Origin of the sequence: Thermosipho japonicus, from assembly GCF_014201655.1 — a bacterium.
GTDB classification, from domain to species: Bacteria; Thermotogota; Thermotogae; order Thermotogales; family Fervidobacteriaceae; genus Thermosipho; species Thermosipho japonicus.
In genome coordinates, this window is record NZ_JACHEX010000004.1 from 122,439 (window position 1) to 134,661 (window position 12,223).

Here is a 12,223-nt window from a genome sequence, read left to right on the forward strand (position 1 = left end):
ATAAGTACTATAGAAAATTCTATTGATATAGATTGAAATAAAATATCATAATCTATACTAGTTAAAATAAATTCAATAAAAATCGACTCTAAATGCCGTCATTTTTGATATTTAAGGTATTAATCCAACAATCGCAGCAAATCTTTTTTTCGTATTCTCTTTCCTATAGGAATAAAAATAATCTGTATTACTGCAAGTATCAATTAGTGATATTTCAATATTTCTAACTCCAATTTCATATATTTGATTTTCGGCTATTCTCCATAGATTAACAAAGTATTTATTATTACGTACTTTGATAAACATATCACCAAATTTTTTTTCAAACTTTTCTGCTACATCTTTGCCCACTTCAAAGCTTTCAGGCCCTATAGATGGGCCTATGCTTACAAAAATATTTTCAGGATTACTACCAAATTCATCTATCATTTTGATAATAAGATGTTTTGGCATATCAATCAAAGTTCCACGCCATCCTGAATGGGCAACACCTAAAACATTTTTAATAGGATCATATGCAATTATTGGCATACAATCTGCATATTTGGTGACTAAAAATATTCCCTTTTCATCTGTAATAAGACCATCTGTTGTAATAATTACATTTTCATAAAATTCACCTTTTAAGTCTTTACGAGTTACATATTCAACTCTGTTCTTATGAACTTGATTTGTAAAGATAAATTTGTTTAAATCTAGTCCTAAATTGTCTGAAAGTAAAATATAATGATCTTTAAAATTTTCATTATTAAAAGACATGTCAAGCTCCTCAATATTAAATTGATTTTCACTTACTTTTCGTGTTGTAACTATATGAAATAATTTATTAAACTGGCATAAAAGGCTTGATCTACAAAGAAAAAGTCCATTTATTTCTTTGCAAACATAATTTCCTATTTGCATGTTATTCCCCCTTAAAGTAAAAATTCATTAATTAGCATATCTTCTTTATCCCAAAGCTCTATTAATGATTTTTCATTCCATTCAGTATTTAGGATTTCATTTTCTAGTTTATCTCTTTCTTGGATAAATTTCTTTTTAAGTTCTGAATTTTTAGAAAGTTTTTCAACAAGTTTTTTTCTCTTAGACCAATAATTTACAGCACTTTGAACTTCATCTTCAGCGTATAAAAAGTTATTAAATGCAAGTGGTTTAAAGATAGAAGAACAAGGTCTTGAACTCAAAGTTGCATATATTTTTATTACTCCATCTTTTAATTTAACAACAAAGCTTCCAGTAGTTTCGCTTGAAATCAAGCTTCCTGAATGCATACATATACTTTTTAATGAACCGTTTATAAAATTCTTTGAATCAGTGTGAATTCTTAAAATTTCTATCATATCTTTCACATCAATTTTTCCAGATAAATTTTTTAACTTGTTATAAGTTATATTTCTTCGAAAATCACCAGATGCTATTTTGGATAAAAACTTTTTTTCAAATGTCTCTTTGAAATTTATTTTTTCACTTAATGAGGAGTTGTCATAATTATCTTTTAAAGTTATTGAATTAGAAATAGAGTATACATCTTTTATTTCTTTATATACCCATTCTTTTCCAGCAGTTTCAAGAACGTAAGCTTCATTAAAATCTGCAATTAGATATGAGTTGTCATAATATAAATTCTTGGAATATCCGCATTTCCCACCTTGACCATATTTTTCTAAAAGCTTGATAATTGTATCAACAGCTTCTTTTGCAGTTTTTGATCTTTCAAGTGCCAATCTAACATAATCCATTCCTATTAAAGATTCTTCCTTAGAAATAAGTTTAGTAAACACAGCCTCATTGCCAACAACAACTCCATACTCGTTTACACCCATTTCTGCTCCCCAAATCCAAGAAGGTTTAAATAATATACATGAATAAGTTTCCGGTACTTGTTCTATTTCTATATATGTACATTTTACCTTTTTTTCTTGATGTTTTTTCCTTTCAATATAAATTCCTATATGAGGTTCATTTGGTTCTCTATCACTGTTTTTTGCAAAGATTATTGAACCATCAACTGTTGCATTTTGCAATGCAACCATAGTATCACACATAAAAATTCCTCCAATTTATTCATTTTAAAAGATAGTAGATAGAGCTATTATAAGTTGAGCTAAAAAATACGTTCCTAATATAATTATCTCAGAATATTTTATTTTTCTTACAAACTTTTCAATAGCAATTAAAAAATCGGAGAAAACAAATAATCCACCAGCCAGTGGCAACATAAATCTTAAATAATATATATCTTTAAATGCAGGGGAAAATGTAAAGGAAAACATTATGCCAATAGCAATTGTGTAGATTAAAATTGGAATTTTAAAGTTTTTTGACTTTTTAAATAATATAACAAAATAGAGAATTAATAAAATAGAGAGTATTATAAAAAATACTAAAATATTTGGAAGGCCAAATTTCATTAAAAAGGATAGTAAATAAAAGATATGACCAATTAAAAATGAAACCATTCCATGCAAAAATTTATCTTCAAATTCCAAAAGAAAGTCTCCTAACATTCCAAAAAAAAGTCCAGCAACAATTAGAAATTCAACACCTGAGGAGTTCAATAGTGAAATAAGAAATATCGTAAAAGTTGTTAGTACTTTAAAAATAACCTTACTTTTTGATTTTTTCTTAAAAAAAACTGTTAAAACAAAAAAAAGAAAAACTATTAAGGTGAGAACAAACGTAGTAATAAGCTTTTTATTTTTATGCCAACTAAAAAATTGTTCAACATCTCTTCTAGTTCCAACAAGATTAGTGGGGAAATAAGTTATATAGTTTGTATTAGGAAGAGGTTTATTTGAAAACATATGATTCCAGGTAGAAACGTATATTACTAATTTTTCTCCATCATTTTCAAAAACATCAGTTGATAATTCCTTATAATTATGCAAATTTTCTGTTTGAAAATATGATTGAGAATTGCAATAATCATCTTCAAAAATCACTCTATCATCTAAAATAAAGAATGTTTCAATGTCATAAAATCTTCCCCATTTAAAAAAACGATATATATCATAGATGAAATCAATAAATAAACTGGGATGATCTTCATCCCAGAAAACTACAGTTACTTCAAGTTTATCTGGATATTCAAATGTGTAAATTTGATAAACACCATTTTCTTTATCGTAAGCTGGTAATCTAATCTCAAATTGATTTGCGAAAAAGGTTGTGGTAATTATAACAAATAATATAAAAATGATCTTTTTCATTCTTTTAACCCCCCTATCCCCGTACGTTAATTATATCAAATGCATTAATTTAAAAAAATTCCTCCTAATTAGGAGGAAGATTGCTTTTTCCTTTCAGAAAAAACAGAAGTAATATAATCAATTAAAAGTCCAACGCCAGTTCCGATTAATAATGAACCAATAAATTTTAAAGGTGAATCAGTAAAAAATCCAATTCCTAACCCTAATAAGGTTGTAGCTCCAACAATTTCTCCCCTTTTCATAACAATCCCCCTTAATAATTTTTTTGTTAATCAGTTAAATTATAGCAAATTAATTTAATATAAGTCAATTTTTTTAGTTGTTTTGTTTTTTGGATGATATTAAAAATTGTTGAACAAATATATATGCATATAATTTTCAAATAAATGGTTTTATTTGTATATTTTCCTACTTATTACTCTATTTATATATATCTACCCATCTCATTTTAAATTTCTAAGCAATTTCTAAGCTAACTTTAAGTACTTATTAAATATTTAAGAGTATCATTATTAATGTCAATCAAATTATTTGGAGGTGTTATTATGTTAAAAAAGTTTAGTGTTATATTATTATCATTACTTGTTTTATCAGTAAGTATCTTTGCATATGGGCCTTGGAATAATTCTAATCAATCAAACAGCGCATCACAGAATTTCTCTACACCTCTCTTTCAAAATTTACCAGAAGGTGCTAAGGTTTCAGACGTTACTTTTTCTGGTGTAGTTAAAGAAATTAACTTAGTACCTGGTCAAGGCTCTGAAATTCTAATTGATGCTGATGATGAGGTATACAAAGTTCATTCTGGACCTATTTGGCTTTTCAAAGATTATTTAGAAACTGGCAAAACTATCGAAGTTTCTGGAAAGTTAGTTACACTTCAAGATGAAATATTTATTGTTCTAGAAAAGGCAGTAATAAATGGAAATGAATTTGTAGCTAGAAAAAATGGATTTCCAACATTTGCAAAAAAAGGTAATAACAAAAGAGGTAACATAACCCAAAGAAATAACGTAGGTAGACCAAATCAAAATGGTAGGTCAAAAAGAGGCAATCAAAGACATGATGGATACGAAAATAGACCTTGTAGACATAGATAATAATTTATCCCCTCTTTTACTAAAAAATCTCGCCAAAAATGGCGAGGTTTTACTTTGTTAATAATCTATATATTCTCACTTTTTTATCTTAACTCTTTCTAAAATTGGAGCTGCAACAACAAATGAAAATCCTAAAACCTTTAAAATATTGAAGATTTCATCAAAAAATATAAATGATAAAATACTTGCAAATACAATTTCAAGGGGCATTATTAAAGATAAAGTTGTAGAATTAATTTTTCTTAATGAAAAATAATTTAGAGTTAAAGGAATTAATGTAGAAAATACTGCAAGTAGTAAGCCGTAAATGTAATAATCTAATTTTAAAGTATATAATTCTTTATTCGCAATAGAGATTATAAAATACAAAATTGTTACACCCAAAAAAGTATAAAAACTGCTTTCAAAGGGGTTTAATTTTAGTTTTTTTATTTTATCCCCAACTAATGTAATAAATAATGCGTTAAAAATTGCTGCAAGGATAACTAAGAAGCTTCCAAATATCAAATTTTCGGATCCACCAATTCTTTTTTCTGCTAAATTTGATAATATAATTCCAGTAAAAGATAAAACTACTGCAATTAAATTAAAGACACTGAAATTACCTTTATATATAAGTTTTTGAAATATTAGTACAAATATTGGATTTGAGAAAAACAAAACTGTAGCATATGCTGGATTCAAAAATTTTAAACCATAAAAGAAAAGATAAGCTGCAATTCCATAATTAATAATTCCAAAAGTTCCAAAAAACATTAAATATTTAATGTTAACTTTCTTTTTTAATAATACAAAAAACACTCCTGAAATAATAAGTGAAAAAAAGAATCTTAAAAGCAATATCTGAAGCGCTGATGCTCCCACATTTAATGATAACTTACCAAAAATAGAGGTTACTGATGATGAAAAAGCAGACATTATTGCTGTAATATAATGCATAATCATTCCTCCACTATTTCAGAATTTTTTAATTTTATCCTAATTTATTTTACCATCTATATATAACATAAATCCCAAATTTTTCAAGATTTATAATTGCTAAATTTTACAATTGGGTATATTATTTTATTAGACATAGATTTAAAGGGGGAATTAAATGATATACGAATACGATAAAACAATTCCATTTAATCTTGAAATTGAAAAATATGAAAATTATTCTCTACTTAAGTTTGATACAGTATATGAGCCTGACATACCTGAATCAAAGAAAATCCATGTCTATAAATATAATTCAAAAAAACCATGGGCTAGATTAATATTTTTACATGGTATTGGAAATGGTCATATACCATATTTAATGTGGTTTGCTGAAAAGTTTTCAAAAATGGGTCTTGAAACATACTTTTTAATACATCCATACCATCAAAAGAGGGCAAAACCTGATTGGGAAGGTGGCGAGCCGTTTTATCATCATTCACCTGCTCACTGTGTTGTAAGATTTCACCAGGCAGTTAAAGATGCTAGAAGAACAATTGATTTAATTGAAGAGATAGAAAATAAATTACCTATTGGTATAATGGGATTTAGCTTTGGTGGAATGATAGCTACCATAAGTATGGCTTTAGATAAAAGAATAAAAGCCGGAGTTTTAAGTTTCACAGGTGGTGATTGGCGATGGATAAATTGGTACTCACCATATCTGGAACCAGTAAGGGAAGGATACAAAAAATATAGTAATGAATGGGGATGTAAAGACGAGGATAAATGTGTAAAACTTAGAAAAGAAGGTTTTAACAAACTAAATGAATTAAAAAATATAGATGAAATTTTTTCTTTAAAGCCTGGATGTTTTCATTACGATCCAATTTCATACGCTAAATTTGTAAATCAACCTGTTTTGTTCTTCAAAGGAATGTTTGACAAGATAATGCCAAAAAAGGCATCCAACAATCTATACAATAGATTACAAAATGCTAGAAAAGTTACAATCCCTTCTGGTCATAAATCATCTTACTTTTTTAGGAGATTGATTGCAAGAAAAAGCTTACATTTTTTCAAAAACTCATTGTATAAATAGTTATAATATGTATTTTATAGCTGAGATTACAATCATCAAAAACACAAATATTCTAACGAATTTGGCACCTGTTTTTAGTGCTGTTTTTGTACCTGAATTAGCACCTATCATTGTCCCTGCAGCAAGAACAAGACCTTTTAATATATCAACTTTCCCATTGAATAAAAAAATAAGAAATGAAAATACAGTATAATTTAAAACAACAAATACTTTTAAGGCATTAGTTTTAATAATATTATTTCCTTCAACTAAAACTAATCCAAGAATTAGAAAAAATCCTACACCAGCTTGAATAAAACCGCCATAAAATCCTATTGCAAAAAATACTATAAAAGTAATTAGATAATTTCTTTTTACTATTTTACCCTCTTCCCATAGTTTTGGTTTATACAATATAAAAAAACTCATAATCAAAAAAATAGTACCTATAATCTTTTCAAGAAGTTCTTTGTTTAAATTTAAAACAGTAAAAGTACCAAAGATTGCACCAATAGTTGCAGGCAAAGCAATTAAAAAGCCCTCTTTTAATGTAAAAAGTCTATGTTTTTTAAAATTTTTTGTTGCAATTATGTTTTGAAGTAAAATGCCTACCCTGTTAGTACCATTTGCAACAGAAATATCAAGCCCAAGTAATGTTAATACAGGTAGCGTAAGCATTGAACCACCACCAGCAAGAACATTTATAAAACCTGCTGCAACTCCTGCAAAAAAAAGAAATAAGTATAACAGTATTGTCATTTTTCAGCCCCCTGTTTTTTGTTTTTATATATTATACACTGTTTTTTGTATGATATGAAATATTGTTGAACAAATATATGTGATAATATTTTTTTATGTTTTTATCTTACATATAAATATATCTACAAAAACTTTCTTAATAAAAACAAAAAAAGCCAAGCATTTGCTTGGCAGGTTTTCCTGTCGATAAAATTATTTAATCATCAAACAGCTTTAATTGATCCTTCATAGCTTTTTCTTTTCTTGATTTAAACCTTTTTATAACAGATACAAATGTTTTTGAATTTTCATCCAGTACTAAATCATCAAATATTGATGATTCTTCCAAATCAACAAAAATAAATTCACCATTAACATATTCAGGAACATTTACAATATATTTTTGCCCATATCCTCTCTTATTCTTTCTAGCAATTGGAACAATTGCATTTAATCTTTGCAAAAGTCTCATCGAAAGCTCTATGGTTCCATATTTAACACCAAAATAATCTGCTAAATCTCTATATGAAATCCACGGAGTCACCTTTTTCCCTACTGCGATCGACATAGAATAAAGATATAAATACGCTCTACCAGCATTTGCTGGCCTTGCTTTCATTACAAATTGCATAACTGGCATTGGAACGATAACAAATCTAGATTTTACTACCAATTTCTCACTCCTTCTTTATCAACGCAATATAAGGTAACTTATATTGCATTTTAATTAACACATTCATTCACCTAAGTAAACAATAATTTCATCGCTAAAGCTTCCAGGGTCTGGAAACTGTTTTTTTACGTATAATCCTTTTCCTAAAATTTTTATTTTAAAATATTTTTCTAAAACAAATACTTGTCTAATATTCCATCCTACAATATTAGGAACTAAACCAGGTGTTACGTAAATCATTCTATTATTTTCTGAATAATATTCCTTTAGTTTTAAAACTACTTGTTTAAATATAGGAGCTGCTACATAACTAGAAAGAGAATATCCTTCAGGATTTGTAACCCAAACTAAAGCAGTATAATCTATGCTATTTAAAGAAAAATTACCTTCAAATGTCATAATGTAACTTCCTTCTTTACCTGGAATTTCACTCGTACCGGTCTTACCATAAATATCCATTCCAGGAATTTTTGCAAAAATTCCCGTACCATGTTCTACAACATCTTTCAAAAATTTTTTCATCTTATCAGCTGTATTAGAAGACATTACTCGGTATTTTTTAGGAGTACTATTTTCAATTAAAGTTGGTTTTATTAATATCCCATCATTAAAAATACTATTAAATGCTGTTATTAATTGTAATGGGGTTACTCCAATTGAATATCCTATTGGTAAATATGCCCATTCAATTTTTGACCATTTATCTGGAGAATTTAAAACTCCCTCAATTTCATTCGGTAGCTCAATACCAGTTTTTTCACCAAAACCAAAAGTTTTAAAAATATTATATAAAGTTTCATTATTGTATTCTTCTACTATCCTTTTAGAAGTTAAAACCGCAGCTACATTACATGATTCTGAAATTGCTTCTTTTAAATCAAGCAAACCATGGGGATGAATATCACTAATTTTTATATCTAACTCACTATCTGGATAAATATAACCTTTGCATACAAATGTCGAATCTTCTGTAATCACACCAAGATCAAGTGCTGCAGAATAAAACATTGGTTTCATCGCCGAACCTGGCTCAATATACCCCATAAAATAGTCAGGCCAATTATTAGTTGTTACTAAAGCTCTTATTTTACCTGTCTTTGTTTCCATTAAAATTATTCCAACATTTTCTGCATGATAATTAATTTTTGAATTAAATGCTATTTCATACAATATTTTTTGTATATCCGTATCTAATGATAAAACTATTGATTCACCATTAATTGGTGGAATATATTGAATTATTGATGCTTCTTTAGTAACACCACCTGAGACTTTTAAATTAATTTCACCATCTTGTTTCTTTGACAATAAGTCATCAAAAAACTTTTCTATACCGTTTACACCTTTTCCATCTCTAACAATTCCTATTATTTGATCCAATCCAAAATTTTCTAATCTCAGCCTTTTTTCATTAATACTAATATTAACAAACTTTCTTAATTCAAAAGGTATTTTTTGTTTTATTACATTTATATCAAAAGATTCTCCTAATTTAACAAATCTTTTATTAAAATCTATTTTCACATTAAATCGACTTTCAAGAAGCTTAATATCAAAATCATAAGAAGGATTGTACAATCTTTTTAAAAAATCAACATCAAAATATGCAACATATAATGGGAGGCTAGTTGCAAGAAGTTGATTATTACAATCATAAATTTTACCTCTCAATGAAGGTATTTTTTCATAAACTATAGTATTTTCTTCAATTTTATTAACCTCAAAAAGTTTAATTACCTCAATAAAAATTAAAATGACAAATATAAAATACAAGAATATTACTCGCGGATTTTTCATATAATTATCTTATGTTTTCAAGTCCAATTGTAAGAGATTCAATCGATTTGTTGAGATTGATTAATTTAGTATTTAACTCAACCAATTCTTTCTGATATGCCTCCTTTTGAGTTTGGATTTCTACATTAAGGGTGGAAAAATGAATAACAACATAAACCATCGTAAAAATAATCAACGCTGGAATAGATACCAAAAAAAACTTTTTCAAAAGAGTTAATAACGATAACTTTGATAACTTTTCTACTCTGCTCCGCTTCGCTTGAACACTAACTGCCATAAAAATTCCTCCCCCCTTAAATTCGCTCCGCTATTCTTAATTTTGCACTTCTTGCTCTCGGATTTTCATCAATTTCTTCTTTACTAGGTATTATTGGACCAACTATTTGTCTTAATTTGTTTGAATTTTTAATAAAATGTTTTACAAGCCTATCCTCAAGTGAATGAAAAGAAATTGCAGCAAGTCTACCACCAATTTCTAATAAATCAGGAACGTTATTTAAAAAATTTTCAATATTATTTAGTTCACCGTTAACTTCTATCCGAATTGCTTGGAAAGTTTTTGTAGCAAAATGTCTTTTTCTTTTCCTTATTTCTTGAGGTGGTAAAGCTTTTCTTATTGCTTCAACTAATTCAAAGGTAGAATTAATTGGTCTACTATTTACAATACTTCTTGCAATACGTCTAGAAAATCTTTCTTCACCATACTTAAAAATAATATCTGCAAGTTCTTTTTCCGAATAAAAATTTACAACATCATATGCTGTTTTTTTCTGTTCTAAATTCATACGCATATCAAGAGGCTCATCTCTATTAAATGTAAAACCTCTACCTTCAGCTTTCAACTGATAAGTTGATATACCAAGATCAATTAAAATTCCAGAAACCTTTTCAATATTAAGGGCCTTTAAAACAACAGGAAGGTCAACATAGGAGGATTTGAAGAGTTTAACATTACTAAAACCGGAGAGATTTTTTTCTGCAATGGCCAAAACTTCAGAGTCAATATCTAAACCAATAACAAAAATATTAGGCGAAACTGAGGCCATAAGTAAAGTATGACCACCTTCACCAACTGTACAGTCAACATATACTCCATCTTTTTTCCAAATAAGATGTTCAATAACTTCTCTAGGCATTACTGGAATATGCTTATCTTCATATCTTCTCACTTTTCTCGCTCCGCTCCGCTAAATTAACTCATTTTCTACTATAACATTTTAATATTCTATTTCAAAATTAAAATTAAAAAAACGAGCAGCCTTTAAGCTTTTATTCATAAGCCTTGCTGCTCGTTTCTAATTTAATAACAAAAGTATACATTTATATTACAATTAAAGTTACAATAAAATTCCTGCCTTTTTCAACAATTTTTTTGAGATCATATTATGTTTTTCTAAAAAATCAGAAATCTCAAAGTTTGTAAATTCACTATTTAATATTTTTATTTCTCCATTAATTACAGATAAATCAACCTGCTTTGGATCACAAAGCAATATTGAATTTATTGGATTATGTAATCCTCCAGCAAATTCAACCTTATCTAACTTAAAACCTATAAAATCTGCAGCCATTTCTGGTGCTATTTTTCCAATATAATCATCCATTTTTAAAACACCTGCTCCACCTATAGTTGCCATTTTTAAAACTTCCCTAACAGTTAAAGCATTGGCACCATATTTTGCTCTCTGGAGTAATAGTGCATTTCTTGCTTCCATTATCATGTTATTTGTATCATTACTTGCACTACCATCTACAGCAATTCCTATTCTGATTTTATTCTTTAACTCACTTACTGGAGCAATTCCAGATCCTAATCTCATATTTGAAGAAGGGCAATGTGCCATTCCAACATTATTTTTTGAAAGCTTTTCCATATCTTCTTTACTCAACCAGACCATGTGAGCAAACCATACTTTGTTGTTAAGCCAACCAAGTTCTTCCATATAGTCTACGGGCCTTTTTCCAAACTTTTCAAGACAATATTCTTCTTCATCTCTTGTTTCAGCAAGGTGTGTATGAAGTAGAACATCATATTTATTAGCAATTTTTACAGTCTCCTTCATCAAATATGGCGTCACCGAAAACGGCGAACAAGGAGCAAGCGCAACTCTAAGCATAGAATATTTGCTTGGATCATGATATTTTTCTATAACTCTAACACTTTCTTGCAATATTTCATCGTCAGTTTGAACAACACTATCTGGAGGAAGACCTCCGTTTTTTTTACTAAGCGACATACTCCCTCTTGTAGGATGAAACCTTACACCTATCAATTTTGCAGCTTCTATTTCAGCATCAAAAAGCTTGTTATTTCCATATGGGTAAAGATAAAGATGGTCTGTTGTTGTTGTAACTCCAGTTTTAATCATTTCATAGAGTGCTATTAAACTACTTACATAAATTGCCTCTTCATCTATAAATTTCCATATTTCATAATGAAAAACAAGCCAATCAAAAAGCTTTTTGTCTGCAGCAAGTCCTCTAGTAAGTGATTGAAACATATGATGATGTGTATTTACAAAACCGGGGATAATCATATATCCATCTAAATCGTAAATTTCATCTGCTTCAATATTTTCCCAATTTCTTCCAACCTCTTTAATTACATTATCTTCCACTAAAATATAACCATTCTCAATATCTCCAATTTTTTCATCAAATGTATAAACATAAGAAATATTTTTAAACAATTTTCTCACATTACCAC

Annotated in this window: 13 protein-coding genes; 2 read left to right on the forward strand and 11 right to left on the reverse strand. The window is 28.1% G+C overall.

Going from position 1 to position 12,223, the window contains the following annotated elements:
• Positions 1–111: 111 nt before the first annotated feature.
• From pgeF to HNP65_RS07625, 4 genes are all read right to left on the reverse strand, one after another.
• On the reverse strand, positions 112–903 hold the full coding sequence (gene pgeF, locus HNP65_RS07610) for a peptidoglycan editing factor PgeF (protein WP_184619667.1): 792 nt from the start codon (positions 901–903) through the stop codon (positions 112–114).
• Between the two features lie 11 nt (positions 904–914).
• Complete coding sequence (locus tag HNP65_RS07615) at positions 915–2,045, reverse strand: C69 family dipeptidase (protein WP_184619668.1); 1,131 nt, start codon at positions 2,043–2,045, stop codon at positions 915–917.
• A gap of 24 nt (positions 2,046–2,069) precedes the next feature.
• Positions 2,070–3,209: a lysoplasmalogenase gene (locus HNP65_RS07620; protein ID WP_184619669.1), complete on the reverse strand. Its 1,140-nt coding sequence runs from the start codon at positions 3,207–3,209 to the stop codon at positions 2,070–2,072.
• 68 nt (positions 3,210–3,277) lie between these two features.
• The gene (locus tag HNP65_RS07625; RefSeq protein ID WP_184619670.1) at positions 3,278–3,451 is read right to left on the reverse strand and encodes a multidrug transporter; all 174 of its coding nucleotides are present in this window, start codon (positions 3,449–3,451) and stop codon (positions 3,278–3,280) included.
• Positions 3,452–3,754: 303 nt separating this feature from the next.
• Here HNP65_RS07625 and HNP65_RS07630 point away from each other — a divergent pair, with 303 nt between their 5' ends.
• Positions 3,755–4,309 carry a hypothetical protein gene (locus HNP65_RS07630; RefSeq protein WP_184619671.1) on the forward strand — a complete coding sequence of 185 codons (555 nt, stop codon included), beginning with the start codon at positions 3,755–3,757 and terminating at the stop codon, positions 4,307–4,309.
• Between the two features lie 75 nt (positions 4,310–4,384).
• On the opposite strand, the gene HNP65_RS07635 is transcribed toward HNP65_RS07630, so the two are convergent.
• Positions 4,385–5,248, reverse strand: a complete 864-nt coding sequence (locus HNP65_RS07635) for an EamA family transporter (RefSeq protein WP_184619672.1) — start codon at positions 5,246–5,248, stop codon at positions 4,385–4,387.
• Positions 5,249–5,405: 157 nt separating this feature from the next.
• On the opposite strand from HNP65_RS07635, the gene HNP65_RS07640 reads away from it, so the two are divergent.
• Positions 5,406–6,329, forward strand: coding sequence for an alpha/beta hydrolase family protein (locus HNP65_RS07640; RefSeq protein ID WP_184619673.1), 924 nt, complete (start codon positions 5,406–5,408; stop codon positions 6,327–6,329).
• Here HNP65_RS07640 and HNP65_RS07645 read toward each other — a convergent pair whose 3' ends face one another.
• The 6 genes from HNP65_RS07645 to HNP65_RS07670 form a co-directional block, all read right to left on the reverse strand.
• Positions 6,330–7,067, reverse strand: coding sequence for a sulfite exporter TauE/SafE family protein (locus HNP65_RS07645; protein WP_184619674.1), 738 nt, complete (start codon positions 7,065–7,067; stop codon positions 6,330–6,332).
• 196 nt (positions 7,068–7,263) lie between these two features.
• Entirely contained in the window at positions 7,264–7,719 is a 456-nt protein-coding gene (locus tag HNP65_RS07650) for a hypothetical protein (protein WP_184619675.1), read from the reverse strand.
• A 63-nt stretch (positions 7,720–7,782) separates the two neighbouring features.
• Complete coding sequence (locus HNP65_RS07655; RefSeq protein WP_184619676.1) at positions 7,783–9,492, reverse strand: penicillin-binding transpeptidase domain-containing protein; 1,710 nt, start codon at positions 9,490–9,492, stop codon at positions 7,783–7,785.
• A gap of 28 nt (positions 9,493–9,520) precedes the next feature.
• Complete coding sequence (locus tag HNP65_RS07660) at positions 9,521–9,793, reverse strand: hypothetical protein (RefSeq protein ID WP_184619677.1); 273 nt, start codon at positions 9,791–9,793, stop codon at positions 9,521–9,523.
• Between the two features lie 16 nt (positions 9,794–9,809).
• Positions 9,810–10,685, reverse strand: coding sequence for a 16S rRNA (cytosine(1402)-N(4))-methyltransferase RsmH (gene rsmH / locus HNP65_RS07665; protein ID WP_184619678.1), 876 nt, complete (start codon positions 10,683–10,685; stop codon positions 9,810–9,812).
• Positions 10,686–10,853: 168 nt separating this feature from the next.
• Positions 10,854–12,215 carry an 8-oxoguanine deaminase gene (locus HNP65_RS07670; protein WP_184619679.1) on the reverse strand — a complete coding sequence of 454 codons (1,362 nt, stop codon included), beginning with the start codon at positions 12,213–12,215 and terminating at the stop codon, positions 10,854–10,856.
• Positions 12,216–12,223 lie beyond the last annotated feature (8 nt).

Excerpts from the sequence above, each read along its gene's own strand:
- HNP65_RS07660 (WP_184619677.1), bottom strand. The coding sequence starts at position 9,793 with ATGGCAGTTAGTGTTCAAGCGAAGCGGAGCAGAGTAGAAAAGTTATCA.
- pgeF (WP_184619667.1), bottom strand. The coding sequence starts at position 903 with ATGCAAATAGGAAATTATGTTTGCAAAGAAATAAATGGACTTTTTCTT.
- HNP65_RS07645 (WP_184619674.1), bottom strand. The coding sequence starts at position 7,067 with ATGACAATACTGTTATACTTATTTCTTTTTTTTGCAGGAGTTGCAGCA.
- HNP65_RS07630 (WP_184619671.1), top strand. The coding sequence starts at position 3,755 with ATGTTAAAAAAGTTTAGTGTTATATTATTATCATTACTTGTTTTATCA.
- HNP65_RS07635 (WP_184619672.1), bottom strand. The coding sequence starts at position 5,248 with ATGCATTATATTACAGCAATAATGTCTGCTTTTTCATCATCAGTAACC.
- HNP65_RS07620 (WP_184619669.1), bottom strand. The coding sequence starts at position 3,209 with ATGAAAAAGATCATTTTTATATTATTTGTTATAATTACCACAACCTTT.
- HNP65_RS07615 (WP_184619668.1), bottom strand. The coding sequence starts at position 2,045 with ATGTGTGATACTATGGTTGCATTGCAAAATGCAACAGTTGATGGTTCA.
- HNP65_RS07625 (WP_184619670.1), bottom strand. The coding sequence starts at position 3,451 with ATGAAAAGGGGAGAAATTGTTGGAGCTACAACCTTATTAGGGTTAGGA.
- HNP65_RS07640 (WP_184619673.1), top strand. The coding sequence starts at position 5,406 with ATGATATACGAATACGATAAAACAATTCCATTTAATCTTGAAATTGAA.